At 69.7% G+C, this 20,161-nt stretch carries 16 protein-coding genes and 1 pseudogene; 14 read left to right on the top strand and 3 right to left on the bottom strand.

The annotated features are described in order from the left end of the window. Position 1 precedes the first annotated feature (1 nt). Positions 2-568 carry a CG0192-related protein gene (locus OIE40_RS03935; RefSeq protein WP_264700263.1) on the bottom strand — a complete coding sequence of 189 codons (567 nt, stop codon included), beginning with the start codon at positions 566-568 and terminating at the stop codon, positions 2-4. Between the two features lie 243 nt (positions 569-811). Between OIE40_RS03935 and OIE40_RS03940 the strand changes: the two genes are divergently transcribed. The 13 genes from OIE40_RS03940 (at position 812) to OIE40_RS04000 (ending at position 15,777) form a co-directional block, all read left to right on the top strand. Then, positions 812-1,843, top strand: coding sequence for a sulfate ABC transporter substrate-binding protein (locus tag OIE40_RS03940; protein WP_264700265.1), 1,032 nt, complete (start codon positions 812-814; stop codon positions 1,841-1,843). Further along, entirely contained in the window at positions 1,840-2,715 is an 876-nt protein-coding gene (gene cysT, locus OIE40_RS03945) for a sulfate ABC transporter permease subunit CysT (RefSeq protein ID WP_264700267.1), read from the top strand. Before OIE40_RS03940 ends, cysT begins: the two co-directional genes overlap by 4 nt. Continuing rightward, on the top strand, positions 2,712-3,668 hold the full coding sequence (gene cysW / locus OIE40_RS03950) for a sulfate ABC transporter permease subunit CysW (RefSeq protein ID WP_264700269.1): 957 nt from the start codon (positions 2,712-2,714) through the stop codon (positions 3,666-3,668). Before cysT ends, cysW begins: the two co-directional genes overlap by 4 nt. Further along, positions 3,665-4,705, top strand: coding sequence for a sulfate/molybdate ABC transporter ATP-binding protein (locus OIE40_RS03955; protein ID WP_264700271.1), 1,041 nt, complete (start codon positions 3,665-3,667; stop codon positions 4,703-4,705). The genes cysW and OIE40_RS03955 overlap by 4 nt, the downstream gene beginning before the upstream one ends. Positions 4,706-4,723: 18 nt before the next feature. Continuing rightward, positions 4,724-5,182: an RrF2 family transcriptional regulator gene (locus OIE40_RS03960; protein ID WP_264700273.1), complete on the top strand. Its 459-nt coding sequence runs from the start codon at positions 4,724-4,726 to the stop codon at positions 5,180-5,182. A 236-nt stretch (positions 5,183-5,418) separates the two neighbouring features. Beyond that, positions 5,419-6,771 (top strand): dicarboxylate/amino acid:cation symporter, encoded by a 1,353-nt coding sequence (locus OIE40_RS03965; RefSeq protein WP_264700274.1) that lies wholly within the window; start codon positions 5,419-5,421, stop codon positions 6,769-6,771. Between the two features lie 287 nt (positions 6,772-7,058). After that, positions 7,059-8,516 (top strand): 30S ribosomal protein S1, encoded by a 1,458-nt coding sequence (gene rpsA, locus OIE40_RS03970; protein WP_264700275.1) that lies wholly within the window; start codon positions 7,059-7,061, stop codon positions 8,514-8,516. 114 nt (positions 8,517-8,630) lie between these two features. Beyond that, entirely contained in the window at positions 8,631-9,365 is a 735-nt protein-coding gene (locus OIE40_RS03975) for a hypothetical protein (protein ID WP_264700276.1), read from the top strand. Between the two features lie 55 nt (positions 9,366-9,420). Further along, on the top strand, positions 9,421-10,056 hold the full coding sequence (gene coaE / locus OIE40_RS03980; protein WP_264700278.1) for a dephospho-CoA kinase: 636 nt from the start codon (positions 9,421-9,423) through the stop codon (positions 10,054-10,056). Between the two features lie 238 nt (positions 10,057-10,294). Next, positions 10,295-11,422 carry a PrsW family glutamic-type intramembrane protease gene (locus OIE40_RS03985; protein WP_264700678.1) on the top strand — a complete coding sequence of 376 codons (1,128 nt, stop codon included), beginning with the start codon at positions 10,295-10,297 and terminating at the stop codon, positions 11,420-11,422. After that, positions 11,419-12,441 carry a hypothetical protein gene (locus tag OIE40_RS03990; RefSeq protein ID WP_264700280.1) on the top strand — a complete coding sequence of 341 codons (1,023 nt, stop codon included), beginning with the start codon at positions 11,419-11,421 and terminating at the stop codon, positions 12,439-12,441. The genes OIE40_RS03985 and OIE40_RS03990 overlap by 4 nt, the downstream gene beginning before the upstream one ends. 99 nt (positions 12,442-12,540) lie before the next feature. Beyond that, a complete protein-coding gene (gene uvrB, locus OIE40_RS03995) occupies positions 12,541-14,622 on the top strand; it encodes an excinuclease ABC subunit UvrB (RefSeq protein WP_264700282.1) in 2,082 nt (693 codons plus the stop codon). Positions 14,623-14,787: 165 nt separating this feature from the next. Continuing rightward, a complete protein-coding gene (locus OIE40_RS04000; RefSeq protein WP_264700284.1) occupies positions 14,788-15,777 on the top strand; it encodes a TerC family protein in 990 nt (329 codons plus the stop codon). Between the two features lie 3 nt (positions 15,778-15,780). Here the strand turns inward: OIE40_RS04000 and OIE40_RS04005 are convergent, their stop codons facing one another. Together OIE40_RS04005 and OIE40_RS04010 are read right to left on the bottom strand one after the other, a co-directional pair. Next, complete coding sequence (locus tag OIE40_RS04005; RefSeq protein ID WP_264700285.1) at positions 15,781-16,395, bottom strand: MBL fold metallo-hydrolase; 615 nt, start codon at positions 16,393-16,395, stop codon at positions 15,781-15,783. A 4-nt stretch (positions 16,396-16,399) separates the two neighbouring features. After that, positions 16,400-17,116, bottom strand: a complete 717-nt coding sequence (locus tag OIE40_RS04010; protein WP_264700286.1) for a maleylpyruvate isomerase family mycothiol-dependent enzyme — start codon at positions 17,114-17,116, stop codon at positions 16,400-16,402. 75 nt (positions 17,117-17,191) lie between these two features. Here OIE40_RS04010 and uvrA point away from each other — a divergent pair. Beyond that, positions 17,192-20,089 (top strand): annotated as a pseudogene (gene uvrA / locus OIE40_RS04015) (excinuclease ABC subunit UvrA); the annotation flags it as partial. Positions 20,090-20,161: the final 72 nt, after the last annotated feature.

Consider the following 20,161-nt stretch of genomic DNA (forward strand, 5'->3'; position numbering starts at 1 on the left):
CTCAGCGGATCGTGGCGAGCACCTCGTTGCGCTCGTGGCCGTCCTCGGTCCAGGTGCCCTCGAGGATGCCCAGCGGAATGGCGGTGTGGTTGTGTGCGCCGTCCAGCACCCGGATGAGCCGTGCCGCCTGCATCGCGGCGTTGGAAACGGCGGTGATGCCGCTGCCGAGCACGCTCATCGACTTCTCCCCCTGGGAGAGGTCGGCCTCGTTGTCGGCCTCATGGATGACGCGGATCAGTTCGGCCACGTACACCGGGTCGCCGACGGCGTCGTAGACGTAGCGGGTACCCAGCACGGAATGCTCCAGGGTGCCGATCAGGTACGAACCGGCGTCCTCGAGCGGCTCGGCGCGGTAGGTGAGCGGCACCTGGTAGGTCAGCCCGCCCGAGCGGACGAGCAGGGTCTCGATGCCGACCTCGCCGTCGGGGTCGACGAAGCGGTAGGCGCCGACCCGCTCGGGGTCGTGCGCGTCCCCCTCGAACCAGGGCTGGGACGGCAGCCACTGCGCCAACAACTCGAGCTTGGTGGGCTTCAGCTCCGCGTGGTGGACGGTTGCGGTTCCGCTCATCTGGGGTTCCTCCTCTGGGCTCGGCCCCCACGCTAGTGCCAGCCGACCGGCCGGCGGGAGCGGCCCGGGGGATTCGCCCATCAGGCTGCGGCCGCGGATCCGGATGCTGAGACACGCCGCGCGGGGTTTGACGGCTTGCCCGCTCATGCGATTAAATCCTATCACTCCCATAGGAGTTACCTGAATAACCATTTCGGTCGAACCGTTTCGACCAGGCCGCCGGGCCGTTCCCAAGGAGTTCCCATGAAGCCTTCGCGCAGAGTCGTGTTGTCCGCCGTCGCGGCGTCCCTCGCCCTGGCGATGACCGGCTGCGCCGGTGGCGGTTCGAGCGACGTGGCCGGTGGCACCACCTCCGCCGGCGCGGGCGGCGTCACCCTCAACCTGTACGCCTACGCCGTCCCGAAGGTCGGCTTCGACCAGATCATCCCGGCCTTCAACGCCACCGAGGCCGGTTCCGGCGTCCAGTTCCAGCAGTCCTACGGCGCCTCCGGCGACCAGTCCCGCAAGGTCGAGGCCGGCGCCGAGGCCGACGTGGTCAACTTCTCGGTCACCCCCGACATCACCCGGCTGGTCAAGGCCGGCCTGGTGGCCGAGGACTGGGCCTCGGGCGAGCACAAGGGCATCCCCTTCGGCTCGGTGGTGACCATCGTCGTGCGCAAGGGCAACCCCAAGGGCATCAAGGACTGGGACGACCTGCTCAAGCCGGGCGTCGAGGTGGTCACCCCGAACCCGTTCTCCTCGGGTTCGGCGAAGTGGAACCTGCTGGCCCCCTACGCCACCTACAGCAAGGGCGGCACGAACCAGCAGGCCGGCCTGGACTACATCGACAAGCTGGTCACCGACCACATCAAGGTGCAGCCCAAGTCCGGTCGCGAGGCGTCCGAGACCTTCCTGCAGGGCACCGGTGACGTGCTGCTCAGCTACGAGAACGAGGCGCTCTTCCTCGAGGGCCAGGGCGAGGACGTCGAGCACGTCACCCCGCCCAGCACCTTCAAGATCGAGAACCCGGTCGCGGTGCTGAAGGGCAGCGAGAACCTCGCCAAGGCGCAGGCGTTCGTCGACTACCTGTACACGCCCGAGGCGCAGAAGCTGTGGGCGGAGGCCGGCTTCCGCCCGGTGGACGCGACGGTCGCCGCCGAGTTCGCCGACAAGTTCCCCGAGCCCACCAAGCTGTGGACGATCGATGACGTGGGCGGCTGGCCGGCGGTCGACGAGTCGCTGTTCGCCAAGGACACCGGCACGATCGCGGTGATCTACGACAAGGCGACGGCATGACCGCAGTCGTCGGCCAGGGCGCTGCCGGTTCGCCGGCCGCGCCCGCGCGCACCCCGCAACCCCGAAGCCGGGCCGGCTGGGCCGGCCGGGTGAACGGACTCACTCTCGGGGTGGTCACGCTGTGGCTGAGCCTGATCGTGCTGCTGCCGCTCGCTGCCCTCACCGTGGCGTCGTTCGGTGACGGCTGGTCGGGTTTCTGGGCGGCCGTCACCGCACCCGTGGCGCTGGCGGCGCTGTGGACCACCGTGCTGGTCTCGGCGGTCGTCGCCGTCGTCAACGTGGTGGTAGGCACCCTGATCGCCTGGGTGCTGGTGCGCGACGAGTTTCCCGGCAAGCGGTTCGTGGACGCCCTGATCGACCTGCCTTTCGCACTGCCGACCATCGTGGCCAGCATCGTGCTGCTCTCGCTGTACGGGCCCAACAGCCCGATCGGCGTGGAGTTGAACGCGACGCGCTGGGGCCTGATGGTGGCGCTGGCCTTCGTTACCCTGCCCTTCGTGGTGCGGTCGGTGCAGCCGGTGCTGATCGAGGTCGACCGGGACGTCGAGCAGGCCGCCGCGTCGCTGGGTGCGGGCAATTGGACCACCTTCCGTCGCGTGGTGCTGCCCACCCTGGCGCCGGCCATCATCTCCGGCGGCGGCCTGGCCTTCGCCCGCGCCATCGGCGAGTACGGCTCGGTTGTACTGATCGGCGGCAACATCCCGCGCGAGACCCAGGTGGCGTCCCAGTACATCCAGCAGCAGATCGAGATCGACCGGCCGGTGAACGCAGCCGCGGTATCGGTGGCCCTGCTGGTGATCTCGTTCGTCACGCTGCTGGTGCTGCGCTGGATCGCCGCCCGCGGCCAGGAACGTGAGGAGCGGGCCGCATGAGGATCGCCCGACCCACCCGCATCGTCCTGCGCACGCTCGCGCTGGTGTACCTGACCGTGCTGCTGGCCGTGCCGATCGTGACCATCCTGTGGCGCACCTTCGAGCCCGGCTTCGGCGCCTTCTGGGAATCGATCCGGACGCCGGCCGCGATCTCGGCGTTCAACCTGTCCCTGCTGATCGTTGCGATCGTCGTGCCGGTCAACGTCGTCTTCGGGGTGGTCACCGCGATCGTCCTGGTCCGGGGCCGCTTCCCGGGCCGCCGGCTGCTGTCCGGCATCGTCGACCTGCCGTTCGCCGTGTCCCCGATCGTCGTGGGCGTCTCACTGATCATGCTGTGGGGCGTCAACGGCTGGTTCGGCGGCCTGGACAACGTCGGCATCAGGGTCATCTTCGGGCTGCCCGGCATGGTGATCGCGACCATCTTCGTCACGCTGCCGTTCGTCGTGCGCGAGGTCGAGCCGGTGCTGCACGAGATCGGCATCGAGCAGGAGCAGGCCGCCGCCACCCTCGGCGCCTCGCGCTGGCAGACCTTCGCCCGGATCACCCTGCCCGCCATCCGCTGGGGGCTCACCTACGGCGTGGTGCTCACCGTGGCCCGGGCGCTGGGCGAGTTCGGAGCGGTGATCATGGTCAGTTCGGGCTTCCCGGGCGTCTCGCAGACCCTGACCCTGCTGGTTCACTCGCGCTACATCGACGACCACAACACCCACGGCGCCTACGCGGCCGCCACCCTGCTGATGTTCCTGGCGCTGCTCACCCTGCTGCTGATGACCGTCCTGGACCGCAAGCGGCCGGGGCAGCCGTCCGGCGCGACGATCGCCGCCGCCACAGCCCCGGCGGAGGCCGACACCGACGCCGAGGTGGCAGGCGCCGACGACCCGGCACCGCCCGGTCCCGTTGCGTCAGCCGTCCCCGAACCCGAACTCGCGACCACCACCAGGAGTAGCCGATGATCACCGTCGCCGCCGCCCACAAGTCCTACGGCACCTTCAAGGCGCTCGACGACGTCTCGCTCGAGATCCCCTCCGGGTCGTTGACGGCGTTGCTGGGTCCCAGTGGCTCGGGCAAGTCCACCCTGCTGCGCGCCATCGCCGGGCTCGAGGACCTCGACGCCGGCACCGTCATGATCGCCGGGCAGGACGTCACCCGGTTGCCGCCGCAGCGGCGGGGGATCGGCTTCGTCTTCCAGCACTACGCCGCCTTCAAGCACATGTCGGTGCGCGACAACGTGGCGTTCGGCCTCAGCATCCGCAAGCGACCCAGGGCCGAGATCGCCACCCGCGTCGACGAACTCCTCGATGTGGTCGGGCTGGCCGGCTTCCAGCACCGCTATCCGGCGCAGCTGTCCGGCGGGCAGCGGCAGCGGATGGCGCTGGCCCGTGCGCTGGCCGTCGACCCGCAGGTGCTGCTGCTCGACGAGCCGTTCGGTGCCCTGGACGCCAAGGTGCGCGATGACCTGCGTCGCTGGCTGCGCCGGCTGCACGACGAGGTGCACGTCACCACCGTGCTGGTCACCCACGACCAGGAGGAGGCCCTCGACGTCGCCGACCAGATCGCCGTGCTGAACGAGGGCCGGATCGAGCAATTCGGCAGTCCCGAGGAGCTCTACGAGCGGCCGGCGAACCCGTTCGTGATGTCCTTCCTGGGTTCGGTCTCGCGGCTGAACGGCGAGATCGCGCGACCGCACGACCTGCGCCTGATCCGCAGCCGGCAGCAGGCCGAGGCAGAGGCGAGTTCGGCCGGCGTCCGGGTCACCGACGCAACCGTCGAGCGACTGGTCCGGCTCGGATTCGAGGTGCGCGTCGAGTTGCGGCACACCTCCACCGGCGAGCCCTTCTTCGCCCAGCTGACCCGGACCGAGGCCACCGCTCTCGACCTGCAGGTCGGCGACCGGGTGTGGGTCCGGCCGACCCGCACGCTCGGTTCCGACCAGGCCGCTCCCGTCCGCGCCCTGCCGACAGAGGAGGAATTCCCCGCGCTGGCCGTCTGAGGCGCGAGAATGCGGACCGTGGAGATCTCGGCGAAGACGGAGTACGCGGTGCGGGCCATGCTCGAGCTGGCGGCGACCGGCGACGGCGGTCCGATCTCGGTGGACGTGCTGGCCAGGGGCCAGGGGCTGCCGCGCAAGTTCCTCGAGTCGATCCTGGCCGACCTGCGCCGGGCGGGCCTGGTGGTGAGCACCAAGGGCGCCCGCGGCGGGTACCAGCTCGCGCTGCCGCCCGCCGAGATCCCGATCGGTGCCGTCTTCCGGGCGGTGGACGGCCCGCTCGCCGAGGTGCGCGGACGGCGTCCGCACCAGACCGAGTACGACGGCGTCGCCCAGCACCTCCCGGTGCTCTGGGTGGCGGTGCGGTCAAGCCTGCGCCAGGTGCTCGACGACACGTCGCTGGAGCAGCTGCTGTCGGGGGAGCTGCCCGGCAGGGTCCGCGACCTCGCCGCCGAGCCGGACGCCTGGCTGAGCCGCTGAGCGCCGCCCCCGGCCGGCCGGCGGCGCGGCCCCGATCCGGCACGAACTGCGAAGGCGCGGGAATAACCGGCCCAGCGGGCCGGTTGGACCTGCACGGAAAGGGATTACCAATGCCGCTGCTGTGGACCTGTCCGGTGCTCGACCACCGGCTGGACGCCAGCTGCCTGTGTTGACCGGCGGTTGAGCGACCTCGTCGCGCCCCCGTCCCCACCCCATCGGTCTCGAAAGGTTCACCCATGTCATCCACCGCAACGGCGGCCGCCCCGGCACGCCGTCGATTCCCGTTCTGGGCGCAGGTCCTGGCGGGCCTCGCCGCCGGCGTCGTGCTCGGCTTCCTCGCCCGCACCTTCAGCCTCGGCTGGCTCACCGAGACGCTCACCACCGTCGGCACCATCTTCGTCCAGTTGCTGCGGGTGCTGGTCGTCCCGCTGGTGCTCACCGCGCTGATCGTGTCCATCACGCAGCTGCGCAAGGTCACCAACGCGGCCCGGCTGGCCGTCCAGACGCTGCTCTGGTTCGCCGTCACGGCCCTGGCGTCGGTCTTGATCGGCATCGCGCTCGGCCTGCTGACGAACCCGGGCGCGAACGCCTCGATCGGCACCGACGGTGCCCAGGCGGTCGCCACCCAGGGCAGCTGGCTCGACTTCCTGAAGTCCCTCGTGCCGGGGAACATCCTCGGCCTCGAGGTGAGCAGCAAGGCCACCGAGGCCGCCGGCTCGATCTCCGTCACCAGCTCGCTGTCGTTCAACGTGCTGCAGCTGGTCGTGCTGGGCATCGCGCTCGGTGCCGCGGCGCTCGCCGCGGGTGAGAAGGCGGGGCCGTTCGTCAGCTTCGCCGAGAGCCTGCTGGAGGTCTCGCAGAAGCTGGTCTGGTGGGTCATCCGGCTCGCCCCGATCGGTTCGGCCGCGCTGATCGGCAAGGCCGTCGCCAGCTACGGCTGGGACCTGCTCGCCCCGCTCGGGGTGTTCACCGTCGACGTCTACCTCGGCTGCGCCCTGGTGCTGTTCGGGCTCTACCCAGTGCTGCTGAAGCTCAACGGGCTGAGCGTGCGCCGCTACTTCTCCGGCGCCTGGGAGGCGATCGTGTTCGCCTTCGTCTCCCGCAGCTCGATCGGCACCCTGCCGCTCACCCAGAGCGTCACCATCGACAAGCTGGGCGTGCCGCGCGAATACGCCTCGTTCGCGGTGCCGCTGGGCGCCACCACCAAGATGGACGGCTGCGCCGCCATCTACCCGGCACTGGCGGCGATCACGGTGGCGCAGCTGTTCGGCATCCAGTTGGACCTCACCCACTACCTGCTGATCGCGTTCGTCGCCGTGGTCGGGTCGGCAGCCACCGCCGGGCTGACCGGCGCCGTGGTGATGCTGACGCTGACCCTGTCCACTCTCGGCCTGCCGCTGGAGGGTGTGGGCCTGCTGCTGGCCATCGACCCCATCCTCGACATGGCCCGCACCGCCACCAACGTGGCCGGGCAGGCACTGGTGCCGACCATCGTCGCCAAGCGCAACGGCATTCTGGACGCCGACCGCTACAACGGCCTCACCCAGGGCACCGCGCCGGCCGCCGAACGCCAGCCCGTCGGCGCCTGAGAGGCGCTGCCCCACGTGGCTGCTCCCACGCACGCGGCCGCCCGCACCGGCGGCAACGTGTCACCGGGGCGGCCACGTGAGCGGCGGCGTCCGCCCGGGTGGGGGAATTGCTCTCACAGCGGGCGCTAGGTAGGCTGGGGAAGCCTCGCAATCTGTGGGTCCTCAGACCGAGCAGGTTCCGCGTGCCCCTGATGATGACGTTCTCGGATCTCTCCGGCGAAGCGAATCCTGACGGAGCGGGATTGCGGCGCGCCCACTACGTCCAACCACTATCGGAGCCCTACTACATGACCTCCTCTCCCGAGGCTCCCCAGATCGCGATCGACGACCTGGGATCCCCCGAAGCCTTCCTGGCTGCGGTGGATGCAACCATCAAGTACTTCAATGACGGCGACATCGTCACCGGAACCGTCGTCAAGGTCGACCGGGACGAGGTCCTGCTCGACATCGGTTACAAGACCGAAGGCGTCATCCCCTCCAAGGAACTCTCCATCAAGCACGACGTCGACCCCTTCGAGGTCGTCGAGGTGGGTGATGAGATCGAGGCCCTGGTCCAGCAGAAGGAGGACAAGGAGGGACGCCTGATCCTGTCCAAGAAGCGGGCTCAGTACGAGCGCGCCTGGGGCACGATCGAGAAGGTCAAGGAATCCGACGGCGTCGTCACCGGCCGGGTGATCGAGGTGGTCAAGGGCGGCCTGATCATCGACATCGGCCTGCGCGGCTTCCTGCCCGCCTCGCTGGTGGAGATGCGCCGGGTGCGCGACCTGCAGCCCTACGTCGGCATGGAGCTCGAGGCGAAGATCATCGAGCTGGACAAGAACCGCAACAACGTGGTGCTGTCCCGCCGGGCGTGGCTCGAGCAGACCCAGTCCGAGGTGCGGCACACGTTCCTCAACCAGCTCGCCAAGGGCCAGATCCGCAAGGGCGTGGTCTCCTCCATCGTCAACTTCGGCGCCTTCGTCGACCTGGGCGGCGTGGACGGCCTGGTGCACGTCTCCGAGCTGTCCTGGAAGCACATCGACCACCCCTCCGAGGTGGTCAGCGTCGGTGACGAGGTCACCGTCGAGGTGCTCGACGTCGACATGGACCGCGAGCGTGTCTCGCTGTCGCTGAAGGCGACCCAGGAAGACCCGTGGCAGACCTTCGCCCGCACCCACCAGATCGGTCAGATCGTGCCGGGCAAGGTCACCAAGCTGGTGCCCTTCGGCGCCTTCGTCCGTGTCGAGGAGGGCATCGAGGGCCTGGTCCACGTGTCCGAGCTGGCCGAGCGTCACGTCGAGATCCCCGAGCAGGTGGTCAGCGTGAACGACGAGGTGATGGTCAAGATCATCGACATCGATCTCGAGCGCCGCCGGATCTCGCTGTCGCTGAAGCAGGCCAACGAGGGCGTCGACATGCATGCCGACGACTTCGACCCGGCGCTGTACGGAATGACCGCGTCCTACGACGACCAGGGCAACTACATCTACCCCGAGGGCTTCGATCCCGAGACCCAGGAGTGGAAGCCCGGCTACGAGGAGCAGCAGGCTGCGTGGGAGCGGCAGTATGCCGAGGCCCAGGCCCGCTGGGAGGCGCACAAGCAGCAGGTGAAGGACGCCGAGGCGGCCGGTGTAGAGGCTGCCGTCACCGACGCCAGCACCGCCGCCTACTCCGCCGGTGGCGTCCCCGCCGCCGCTCCGGAGGGCTCGCTGGCCTCCGACGAGGCCCTGCAGGCCCTGCGCGACCGCCTCACCGGCAGCCGCTGACCTGCGTCGCTGAACACCCGGACGGCCCCCGCCCTGGCGGGGGCCGTCCGCGTTTCCGCCCCTGCCCGGCGCTGCCTGGCAGCGGCCGGCCCGATCGGGTGGGACCGTGACCGCATGACCGATCGCCCCCCGGTGTCCGACTACGAGAATTACCCGCTCGCCGGTGACCCGGACGCCGAGCGTGACCCGGAGTCGGCGTCACCGATCCTGCCGGCGTCATATCCACCAGCAGGTGGCGTCCAGCAGTCGCAGCCGCCGCGCTCGGGCACCAGCCGACGAATGCTGCTGGGCGGCATCGGGGTGGGTGTCGGAGCGATCGTGGTCGCCTCCTTGATTGCCCGGGGATCGACCCAACCCGGCTTCGGGACGGGGGAGGAGCCGATCGAAGACGAGGACGAGGGGGACGAGTCCGAGCGCACCGTGGATCTCGACGGCTATGAGGTGCAGTGGCCGGAGGGCTGGAACCTCGACGACTACGACGGGGGCAGCTCGGCCACCCTCACCAGGGGCGACAACACCGTCGTGTTCCGCTCCTTCAGCCCCTCCTCGGACGCCACCGCGGCCGAGGAGGCGCAACGCCTGCTCACCCGTCACACCGCCGACCTGACGAGCCTCGGCACGGTGAAGACGACGACGGCCACCACCCGCCGCGATGAGACCAGGGCCGCCAGCGCCCGCACCACCGGCCGCAGCGACGGAGACCCCGTCTCGGTGACCTCGCACGTACTGATCGACGACGAGGAGGGCCAGGCGCTGGCGGTGATCGCCGTCGTGCTGGACAGTGCGTCGGACGAGGTCCGGGCCGAAGTGACCGAGATGCGGGTGCGCTTCCTCGATCTGGTGAGCTGAGCCGGCTACGGGCGAGCCCTGCGCCTCACGGCCGCTGTGACGGCACAATCGATGGATGCTGCTCGTGGGACTGACCGGCGGGATCGCGTCGGGCAAGACGGCCGTGGCGGACCGGCTCGCCGCCCGCGGCGCGGTGATCGTGGACGCCGACCTGCTGGCCCGTGAGGTCGTCGCGGTCGGGACGCCGGGCCTCGCCGCGGTGGCCGAGCGGTTCGGGCCCACCGTGCTGACAGTGCCCCGTGACGGTGCCCCGGCAGAGCTGGACCGGGCCGCCCTGGGCGCCATCGTGTTCGCCGACCCGGACGCCCGACGCGACCTGGAGGCGATCGTGCATCCCCTCGTCCGGGCCAGGGCGGCCGAACTGACTCGGGCCGCGCCCGCCGACGCGGTGGTGGTGCAGGTGATCCCGCTCCTGGTGGAGACCGGGCAGGCCGGCGTCTTCGACCTGGTCGTGGTGGTCGACGTCGACCCAGGCGTCCAGCTCAGCCGGCTGATCGAACGCAACGGGCTGACCCCCGAGCAGGCCATGGCCAGGATCGAGGCGCAGGCGTCGCGGGCGCAGCGGCTCGCCGTCGCCGACCGGGTCGTCGACAACTCGGGCTCGATCGCCGACCTTGACGCGGCGGTCGACGCCCTGTGGCGGTGGCTGCTGGCCAGGGTGCCCGGGCCGGGGGAGACGTCCGGGCGGTGACGCGCGGCCGCACGGCGTCCGGTGACGAGTTCTCCGCGGCCGAAACCGACTGCGGCACGGCTCCGCGGCGCGCCGGTTGTGGAATTCCTCGGCGGGTTCCACCTGTGGCGGCCCTGTGGGTTGAGAGACTGATCGCGCGGGTCCGCCGGGGCTGACCCGAGAAACCGACCGGAAGGAATCAACCGTGCAGTGCACCCGTTGCCACGCGGACGTACCCGAGGCGGCGCATTTCTGTCAGGTGTGCGGCTTGGACACCCACACCGACGACGGCGCCCGCAAGGCGTCCTACGCCGCCAAACCCAATGAGTCCGTGGTGTCGCTCAAGCTCGTGTCGACCATCATGCCGCGCGGCGCCGCCGTCCGGCCGATGACCTATCAGTTCGCCCTCGGCCTGGCCCTACTGCTCACCGTGATCGTGGCGGCCACCGGCGCGCTGCCCATCGCGGTGCTGATCGCCGCCTTCGCGATGCCGATCGTCTACATCGTCTATCTCTACGACGTGAACCTGTGGGAGGACGAACCGGTGCTGGTGACCGGACTGGCGTTCCTGCTCACCGCGGTGGTCGGAGGCCTTTGGACCTGGCTGTGGCTGACCCTGCGCGGTCCGGTCGCTCCGGAGTCCTCGTGGGACGCCGACGCCATGGCTCCGACCATCACCGGCTTCCTGATCGCGGCCGTGTTGGCCCCGGTGATCGGTGAGGCGATCCGGCAGGTCGGACCGGTGGTGCTCGCCTCCCGGCCCGAGTTCGACGACCTGATGGACGGCCTGACCTTCGGCGTCATCTCCGGCGTGGCGTTCGCCACCGCCGACACGCTGGTGAAGCACTGGCCGCTGATCACCGGCGGCTACGCCGGTGCCACCGACGCGCCGACCTGGATCTCACTGCTCGTGCTCGAGGGCTTCGTCAAGCCGCTGGTGATGGGCACCGCCACCGGCATCGCCTGCGCGGAGTTCTCCGGGCTGGGCGAGGGCTACGACGGGTTCACCCCGCGGTACTTCCGGGGGGTGGCCGCGGCGGTCGGCGCCAACGTGCTGTTCTCGGGCGGCACCTACCTGCTGGGCTTCCTGGGCAACCAGGTGCTCGCGCTGGTGCTCTCGATCCTGTGGGGCCTGGCCATCCTGGCGGTGTTGATCCTGCGCATCCGCACAGCGCTGCACCGCGGCCTGATGGAGGCGGCGCTCGAGTCGACGGCCCGTGCGCGTGGGGTGGGCCCCGGGTTGGAGTTCTGTCCCTCGTGTGAGATGCCGCTGCTGCCCGAGGCCCAGTTCTGCTCCAACTGCGGCGTCAGCGTCCGGGCGGCCGGGAAGGTGCCGCACGCCCACGCCGCCGGTACCACGCCCAGCACCGAGGAGGCCCAGTCATGAGCCAGAACAACCAGTACCCGGGCCAGGGCGGCCAGCAGAACCCGCAGGGCGGCCAGCAGTACCCGCAGCAGGGTGGCCAGCAGTTCCCGCAGCAGGGCGGCCAGCAGTACCCGCAGCAGGGTGGCCAGCAGTACCCGCAGCAGGGTGGCCAGTTCCCGCAGCAGGGTGGCCAGCAGTACCCGCAGCAGGGCGGCCAGCAGTACCCGCAGCAGGGTGCTCAATACCCGCAGCAGGGCGGCCAGCAGTACCCGGCAGCGGGCGCGTCCGGCCAGTTCGGCCAGCGTCCGCCCGGCGGCGGCTACGGGGGCGGCTTCCAGCCGCAGCCGGCCAAGCCCAAGAGCAACGGCGTGGTGATCGGCATCGTGGTGGCCGGCATCGCGGCGGTGGCGCTGCTGGGCTGGCTGCTGATGACGATGTTCGGCGGCGGCAACGATCCCGATCCGACGCCCACCCCGACCGTCTCGACGCAGACGACCGATCCCGGTCCCTCGCCGACGCCGACCGAGACCACCTCCACCGATCCGAGCCCGTCCCCGACCACGTCGACCAGCACGCCGGCTGGTTCGGCGGAGGTGGGGCTCGGAGTCAGCGTCGCGCCGGCGGACGGCTGGCAGCAGACCAGCCGCAACGAGCTCAAGAACTACACCGAGCTCAGCAACGGCAAGGCGCTGCTGGCTACCCAGGCGTTCCGGGTCGAGGGCAACGTCACCGGCAAGGACATCGTGACCGCCTACATGAAGCAGATCACCGAGAACATGACCGGGGTGTCCAGCAAGGACCCGGCCACGATGGACGTCAAGAACGAACGGCTGTCGGTGGGCATCGGCAGTTGGGCGGGAACGCGGGCGACCTCACAGGGCTCGGTCAAGCTGCAGTACGTGTCGATCATCTCGGTGCGTGACGACGGCCTCGCGGTGATGTCGACCCTGATCGTGCCGTCGGGCACGACGGTGGCGTCGCAGCAGGACGACTACCTGGCGATGACCAACTCGTTGCTGTCCAGTCAGTTGAAGGCCTGAGTTCAGGCAGCCGCGCGGCGGGGTCCCGGTGGGGACCCCGCCGTTGCCCTGCCCGGCCGGTCACCGGAACTGTCGGACCGGACGCCTAGGCTTGCGGTCATGCGTCCGACAACCGATCTGCAGCGCCGGGTTGCCCCCTTCCGGGTCCAGGCCGACTTCGCCCCGGCCGGCGACCAGCCCGCCGCGATCGCCGAGCTCGAGAAGCGGGTGAAGGCCGGAGAGACCGACGTGGTCGTGCTCGGCGCCACCGGCACCGGCAAGACCGCGACGGTGGCTTGGCTCGCCGAGCGGCTGCAGCGGCCGATGCTGGTGATGCAGCCCAACAAGACGCTGGCGGCACAGTTCGCGAACGAGCTGCGCAACTTCTTCCCCGACAACGCGGTCGAGTACTTCGTCTCGTACTACGACTACTACCAACCCGAGGCGTACGTTCCGCAGACCGACACCTACATCGAGAAGGACTCCTCGCTCAACGAGGAGGTCGAGCGGTTGCGGCACTCGGCCACCAGTTCGCTGCTGACCAGGCGCGACGTGATCGTGGTGGCCACCGTGTCGGCGATCTACGGTCTGGGCACCCCGCAGGAGTACGTCGACCGGATGGTCCGGCTCCGGGTCGGCGACGAGCACGACCGCGACACCCTGCTGCGCGCCCTCGTCGACATCCAGTACGCACGCAACGATCTCGCCGGTACCCGGGGCACCTTCCGGGTCCGCGGCGACACCGTCGAGATCTTCCCGATGTACGAGGAGAACGCCGTCCGGGTCGAGTTCTTCGGCGACGAGATCGAGGCGCTGTCCACGCTGCACCCGCTGACCGGCCAGGTGCTGTCGGTCGACCAGGAGGTGGCGGTCTTCCCGGCGTCCCACTATGTCGCCGGTCCCGAACGCATGGAGCACGCCATCACCGGCATCGAGGCCGAGCTCGAGGTCCGGCTCGCCGAACTCGAGGGTGAACAGAAGCTGCTGGAGGCGCAGCGGCTGCGCATGCGCACCGGCTACGACATCGAGATGATGCGGCAGATCGGTACCTGCTCGGGCATCGAGAACTACTCCCGGCACATCGACGGCCGCGGCCCGGGCAGTGCTCCGAACTGCCTGCTCGACTACTTCCCCTCGGACTTCGTGCTGGTGATCGACGAGTCGCACGTCACCGTGCCGCAGATCGGCGGCATGTACGAAGGGGACGCCTCGCGCAAGCGCACCCTCGTCGAGCACGGCTTCCGGCTGCCCAGCGCGATGGACAACCGGCCGCTCACCTTCGAGGAGTTCACCGACCGGATCGGCCAGACCGTCTACCTGTCGGCGACCCCCGGGCCGTATGAGACCGCCCGCTCGGGCGATCCGGTCGAGCTGTTGATCCGGCCCACCGGGCTGGTCGATCCCGAGGTGGTGCTCAAGCCCACGAAGGGGCAGATCGACGACCTGATCGGCGAGATCCGGCTGCGTGCCGAGCGCGACGAGCGGGTGCTGGTCACCACGTTGACCAAGAAGATGTCGGAGGATCTCACCGACTACCTGATGGAGAACGGCATCCGGACCCGCTACCTGCATTCCGAGGTCGACACCCTCAAGCGGATCGAGTTGCTGCGCGAGCTCCGGCTGGGCGAGTACGACGTGCTGGTCGGCATCAACCTGCTGCGCGAGGGCCTCGACCTACCCGAGGTGAGTCTGGTCGCCATCCTGGACGCCGACAAGGAGGGCTTCCTGCGCAGTGAGCGATCGCTGATCCAGACCATCGGGCGCGCCGCCCGCAACGTCAACGGTCAGGTGCACATGTACGCCGACAGGATCACCCCGTCGATGGCCGCCGCCATCGACGAGACCAATCGGCGCCGGGCCAAGCAGGTCGCCTACAACACCGAACACGGCCTCGACCCGCAACCGCTGCGCAAGAAGATCGCCGACATCACCGACATGCTGGCCCGCGAGGACGCCGACACCGCCGCCCTGGTCACCAGGGCCGGTGGCCGGCGTCCGGTCGCACCGGTGCCGCTCGGCGAGCGCGAGCAGCGCAACACCGAGGGCATGGCCGCCTCCGAACTGGCGGGCCTGGTGCAGGAGCTGACCGACCAGATGCACTCGGCCGCGGGCGAACTGCAGTTCGAGCTGGCGGCCCGGCTGCGCGACGAGATCGCCGACCTGAAGAAGATGATCCGGCAGACCCTGGCGGCCACCCGTTAGGTGGTGGCGCAGTTGGCAGGTCTCGCGAGGGAATGGAAGAATCGAAACGGAGGGGAGTACTCCCTAGCGAGAACGTCGTCATCACGGACCGGCACTCCGGTCCCGGCGCCTCGGCTGGCAACAGTGGCGGAGACCTCCGACGCTGAGCCCTGAGGAGACCCTCCGTTGCACGTCACCCCTACCGTCTGGCTGATCACCCTCGGCGTGACCGTCGCCATCCTGGCCTTCGACCTGGTCGTCATCGGCCGGCGCCCGCATGAGCCGTCGATGAAGGAATGCACGATCGCGATCAGCATCTACGTCGCGATGGCGATCGCGTTCGGCCTCGGTGTCTGGATGGTGTCGGGTCCGCGGTTCGCGGGCGAGTTCTTCGCCGGGTGGCTGACGGAGTACAGCCTCAGCATCGACAACCTGTTCATCTTCGTCATCATCATGAGCAACCTGCGGGTGCCCCGGAAGTACCAGCAGTTCGCGCTGATGGTGGGCATCGTGCTGGCGCTGGTCTTCCGCGGCATCTTCATCGCGCTCGGTGCGGCCGCCATCGAGCGGTTCTCCTGGGTGTTCTTCGTCTTCGGCGCGTTCCTGATCTGGACGGCGTGGAACCTGTTCCGCGAGTACCTCAGCCCCGAGGACGACGACGAGAAGACGGAGAACTTCGCGATGCGCTGGGTGAAGCGCACCTTCCCGTCGACCGACGAATACCACGGCACGAGGCTGACCGTCGTCGAGAACGGCAAGCGGCTGATCACTCCCATGCTGTTCGTGATCATCGCACTCGGCAGCACCGACCTGCTGTTCGCGTTGGATTCGATCCCGGCCATCTACGGCCTCACCCAGGAGCCGTTCCTGGTGTTCACGGCCAACGTGTTCGCGCTGATGGGGTTGCGCCAGCTGTACTTCCTGATCGGCGGGCTGCTGCAGCGACTGGTCTACCTGTCGGTCGGCCTTTCGTTCATTCTTGCCTTCATCGGCGTGAAGCTGGTCCTGCACGCCCTACACGAGTACCACCTGGACGATGCCTGGGGGATCAACGTCGACATCCCGATCTGGCTGTCGTTGACCGTCATCCTCGGCACCCTGGTCATCACCACGGTGGCCAGCCTGATCAAGTCCAGGCGCGACCAGGAACGCGAAGGCGCCCAGCCGCGGCGCTGAGTCTCACCAGCCCCGCTCGCGCCACTCGGCCAGGTGCGGCCGCTCGGCGCCCAGCGTGGTGTCGGCGCCGTGCCCCGGATGCACCACCGTGTCGTCGGGGTAGACCTCGAACAGCTTGGTCGTCACGTCGTGCAGCAGCGTGTCGAAGTCGCCGGCGTTCCAGGTCCTGCCGACACCGCCGGGGAACAGGCTGTCGCCGGTGAACAGCCGCGCCGGCCCGCCCTCGGGGGTGTGCGCCAGGGTGATCGAGCCGGGCGTGTGGCCGACCAGGCCGATGACCCCCAGGCCGACGCCGCCGAGTTCGATCACGTCGCCGTCCCACACCTCGCGGCAGGTGACGCCGGTGGCTTCGGTGATCGAGGCGGCGTCCGGTCGGCCCGCGTAGGCGGGTGCTCCGGTCGCCTCCACCACCGCAGCCAGCGCGTCGATGTGGTCGTGGTGCAGATGGGTGGTGACGACGGCGACCAGCCGCAGCCGTTCGAGCTGCCGCAACAGGACGTCGGCCTCGGCGGCGGCGTCGATGAGCAGGGCGTCGTCGCCGTGGGTCAGCAGATACGCGTTGTTGTCCATCTGGCCGACCGATGTCTTCGCCAGCCGCAGTCCGTTACCGATCAGCATGCAGTCATGATCGCAGGCCGGGCACCAATCCGTCCGCCCCTTCGAGCCGGTCGTCGCCACCGCGTCCGATGAGCCAGCCCCACAGCGCGGCATCGCCGCCGGACACCGTCCGTTCGCCGGCCTCCGCCGGCCCCACCCGGCCGGTGACCCCGGAGGTGCTCTCGACCCGCAGCGGCGGCAGCCGGGGGTCGTCGGCGTAGCGCGTCAGCGCCCACTGCAACAACCAGCGGGCCGACGACTGGTCGAGCCGGTCCAGCTCGTAGCCGCAGTCCAGGTCGAGCAGGTGCGCCACCAGCTCGGCCAGCCGGGCCATCGGCACCTGGGCCATCGTCATCCGGCGTCCGGCCAGGTCCAGCGGCACCGTCCAGTCGCCGACCGAATCCAACGCCCGCTCCAGCCGGCCGGCCGAGGTGTCGAGCAGGATCTGCAGGTCGAGCCCGGTCAGTTCCGAACCCCGCTCGACGCCTTCGTCACGACGCACGTCGTCGGCGTACAACGGCACCTCGCGGCCGTCGGCGGCCGCGGTCACCAACTGCGTCAGCGCGTCGGCGTTGGCGGCCAGGTGGGCGGCCACGTTGGCCCGGGACCAGCCGGGCAGCAGGCTGGGCCGGTGCCAGTCTTCGTCGGAGATCCCGATCGTTTCGCCGAGCAGCCGTTGGGTGCCCTCGTGAACCCGTTTGCGCAGCGTCTCCAGCGGTGCTGCAAACGTCGGCTCGGCCATGCCTGCCACCCTAAGGGGTTGTCCGGACATGTGGGGACGTCTGCGGCGCGGGTTCTGTCACAGCCGGCAACTAGCATGATCGCCGTGAATGAACGGCTGATCGTCCGGGGTGCGCGCGAGCACAACCTGCGCAATGTGAACCTCGACCTCCCACGGGACGCGATGATCGTCTTCACCGGGTTGTCCGGGTCGGGCAAGTCCTCGCTCGCCTTCGACACCATCTTCGCCGAGGGCCAGCGACGCTATGTCGAGTCGCTGTCCGCCTACGCGCGGCAATTCCTGGGCCAGATGGACAAGCCCGACGTCGACTTCATCGAGGGGTTGTCGCCGGCAGTGTCCATCGACCAGAAGTCGACCAGCCGCAACCCGCGTTCGACGGTCGGCACGATCACCGAGATCTACGACTACCTGCGGCTGCTGTACGCCCGCGCCGGCCGTCCGCACTGCCCGATCTGCGGCGAGCCGATCATCCGGCAGACCCCGCAGCAGATCGTCGACCGGTTATTGGCGCTGCCCGAGGGCACCAGGTTCCAGGTGCTGGCACCGGTGGTCCGCGGCCGCAAGGGCGAGTACGTCGACCTGTTCCGGCAGCTCTCGACGCAGGGCCTGAGCCGCGTCCGGGTCGACGGCGAGATCCACCAGCTCACCGACCCGCCGACCCTCGACAAGCAGAAGAAGCACAACATCGACGTCGTGGTCGACCGGCTGGCGGCCAAGCCGTCGGCCAAGCAGCGTCTGACCGACTCGGTCGAGACGGCGCTGGGCCTGGCCGCGGGGGTGGTGGCCGTCGACTTCGTCGACCGGCCCGCCGACGACCCCGAGCGCGAGCGTCGCTACTCCGAGAAGCTGGCCTGCCCGAACGACCACGACATCGCGATCGAAGAACTCGAGCCGCGCCAGTTCTCCTTCAACGGCCCGTGGGGAGCCTGCCCGGCCTGTTCGGGGCTCGGCACCACCAGCGAGGTCGACGTCGAGCTGGTCGTGCCCGACGAATCCAAGAGTCTCGCCGACGGCGCCATCTCGTGCTGGACGTCGGTGTACGTCGCCGGCTACTTCCAGACCCTGTTCAAGGCGCTGGCCGAGACCCACAAGTTCTCCCTGGACGCACCCTGGAGCGCCCTGCCCGAGCGCGTCAGGTCCCTGATGCTGAACGGCGTCAAGGGCACCATCCAGGTACACACCCGTTCCCGGCACGGCCGTGAGCACTCCTTCCGGGCCAAGTTCGAGGGCGCGATCCCGTACATCAAACGGCGGTTCAACGAGGCCGAGTCCGAGAACTCGCGCGAGCGGTTCGCCGGCTATATGCGCGAGGTGCCGTGCCCGACCTGTAAGGGGGCGCGGCTCAAGCCGTCGTCGCTCGCCGTCACCGTCAGCGGCCGCAGCATCGCCCAGGTGTCGTCGATGTCCATCGGCGATGTGGCCATGTTCATGCGCACCCTGGAGCTCAACCAGCGCGAGGCGCGGATCGCAGAGCGGGTGGTGAAGGAGATCAACGAACGACTCCGGTTCCTGCTCGACGTGGGCCTCGACTACCTCACCCTCGCCCGCTCGGCCGGCAGCCTCTCGGGCGGCGAGGCGCAACGCATCCGGCTGGCGACCCAGATCGGCTCGGGGCTGGTCGGGGTCCTGTACGTGCTCGACGAGCCGTCGATCGGGCTGCACCAGCGCGACAACCGGCGGCTGATCGACACCCTGGTCCGGCTCCGTGACCTCGGCAACACCCTCATCGTGGTCGAACACGACGAGGACACCATCCGCACCGCCGACTGGGCCGTCGACATCGGTCCCGGCGCCGGCGAACACGGTGGCCACGTGGTGGTCTCGGGTCCGGTCAGCGAGTTGCTGTCGAACCCCGACTCGTTGACCGGCGCCTACCTGTCCGGACGCCGCAGCATCCCGCTGCCGGCGAAGCGCCGGCCGGCCACCGGGCGCGCCATCACGGTGCACGGGGCGCGCGAGAACAACCTGCGCGACATCACCGTGTCGTTCCCGCTGGGCCAGTGCGTCGCCGTCACCGGTGTCTCCGGCTCGGGCAAGTCCTCGCTGGTCAACGGCATCCTGTACTCCGCGCTGGCCAAGCACCTGTACAGCGCCCGCACCGTGCCCGGCCGGCACCGGGCGATCACCGGCATCGAGCACATCGACAAGGCCATCCACGTCGACCAGTCGCCGATCGGCCGGACGCCGCGCTCGAACCCGGCGACCTACACGGGGGTCTTCGACCATGTGCGCAGGCTCTTCGCAGAGACCCCCGAGGCGAAGGTGCGCGGCTACCAGCCGGGCCGGTTCTCCTTCAACGTCAAGGGCGGCCGCTGCGAGAACTGCTCCGGCGACGGCACGATCAAGATCGAGATGAACTTCCTGCCCGACGTGTACGTGCCCTGTGAGGTGTGCCATGGGGCCCGCTACAACCGCGAGACCCTCGAGGTGCACTACAAGGGCCGGACGATCGCCGAAGTGCTCGACATGCCGATCGAGGAGGCGGTCGAGTTCTTCGCCGCCATCCCCTCGATCGCCCGACATCTGCGCACGCTGGTCGACGTGGGGCTGGGTTACGTCCGGCTGGGGCAGCCGGCCACCACCCTGTCCGGCGGCGAGGCGCAGCGGGTGAAGCTGGCCAGCGAACTGCAGAAGCGTTCCACCGGCCGCACCATGTACGTGCTCGACGAGCCGACCACCGGCCTGCACTTCGAGGACATCCGCAAGCTGCTGGGGGTGCTGGGCAGGCTCGTCGACGCCGGCAACACGGTGGTGGTGATCGAGCACAACCTCGACGTGATCAAGACCGCCGACTGGGTGATCGACATGGGGCCCGAGGGCGGCTCCCGCGGTGGCCTGGTGGTGGCCGAGGGCACCCCCGAGCAGGTGGCCGCGACGCCCGCGTCGCACACCGGCGCCTTCCTGCGCGACGTGCTGCGCGGGCACGACATCGGGGTGGCCGAGTCGCCCGAACCATTGATCGAGGTGCCGGCGCCCGCACGCCGCCGGCGGAAGGCAAGCTGAGCGTGTCCGCCCCAGCGGCCCGGCCGGCGTGGCCGGGGCGTG

This window comes from Micropruina sonneratiae (genome assembly GCF_025972045.1).
Taxonomy (GTDB): domain Bacteria; phylum Actinomycetota; class Actinomycetes; order Propionibacteriales; family Propionibacteriaceae; genus Micropruina; species Micropruina sonneratiae.

Excerpts from the sequence above, each read along its gene's own strand:
- OIE40_RS03935 (WP_264700263.1), bottom strand. The coding sequence starts at position 568 with ATGAGCGGAACCGCAACCGTCCACCACGCGGAGCTGAAGCCCACCAAG.
- OIE40_RS03940 (WP_264700265.1), top strand. The coding sequence starts at position 812 with ATGAAGCCTTCGCGCAGAGTCGTGTTGTCCGCCGTCGCGGCGTCCCTC.
- cysT (WP_264700267.1), top strand. The coding sequence starts at position 1,840 with ATGACCGCAGTCGTCGGCCAGGGCGCTGCCGGTTCGCCGGCCGCGCCC.
- cysW (WP_264700269.1), top strand. The coding sequence starts at position 2,712 with ATGAGGATCGCCCGACCCACCCGCATCGTCCTGCGCACGCTCGCGCTG.
- OIE40_RS03955 (WP_264700271.1), top strand. The coding sequence starts at position 3,665 with ATGATCACCGTCGCCGCCGCCCACAAGTCCTACGGCACCTTCAAGGCG.
- OIE40_RS03965 (WP_264700274.1), top strand. The coding sequence starts at position 5,419 with ATGTCATCCACCGCAACGGCGGCCGCCCCGGCACGCCGTCGATTCCCG.
- rpsA (WP_264700275.1), top strand. The coding sequence starts at position 7,059 with ATGACCTCCTCTCCCGAGGCTCCCCAGATCGCGATCGACGACCTGGGA.
- OIE40_RS03975 (WP_264700276.1), top strand. The coding sequence starts at position 8,631 with ATGACCGATCGCCCCCCGGTGTCCGACTACGAGAATTACCCGCTCGCC.
- coaE (WP_264700278.1), top strand. The coding sequence starts at position 9,421 with ATGCTGCTCGTGGGACTGACCGGCGGGATCGCGTCGGGCAAGACGGCC.
- OIE40_RS03990 (WP_264700280.1), top strand. The coding sequence starts at position 11,419 with ATGAGCCAGAACAACCAGTACCCGGGCCAGGGCGGCCAGCAGAACCCG.
- uvrB (WP_264700282.1), top strand. The coding sequence starts at position 12,541 with ATGCGTCCGACAACCGATCTGCAGCGCCGGGTTGCCCCCTTCCGGGTC.
- OIE40_RS04005 (WP_264700285.1), bottom strand. The coding sequence starts at position 16,395 with ATGCTGATCGGTAACGGACTGCGGCTGGCGAAGACATCGGTCGGCCAG.
- OIE40_RS04010 (WP_264700286.1), bottom strand. The coding sequence starts at position 17,116 with ATGGCCGAGCCGACGTTTGCAGCACCGCTGGAGACGCTGCGCAAACGG.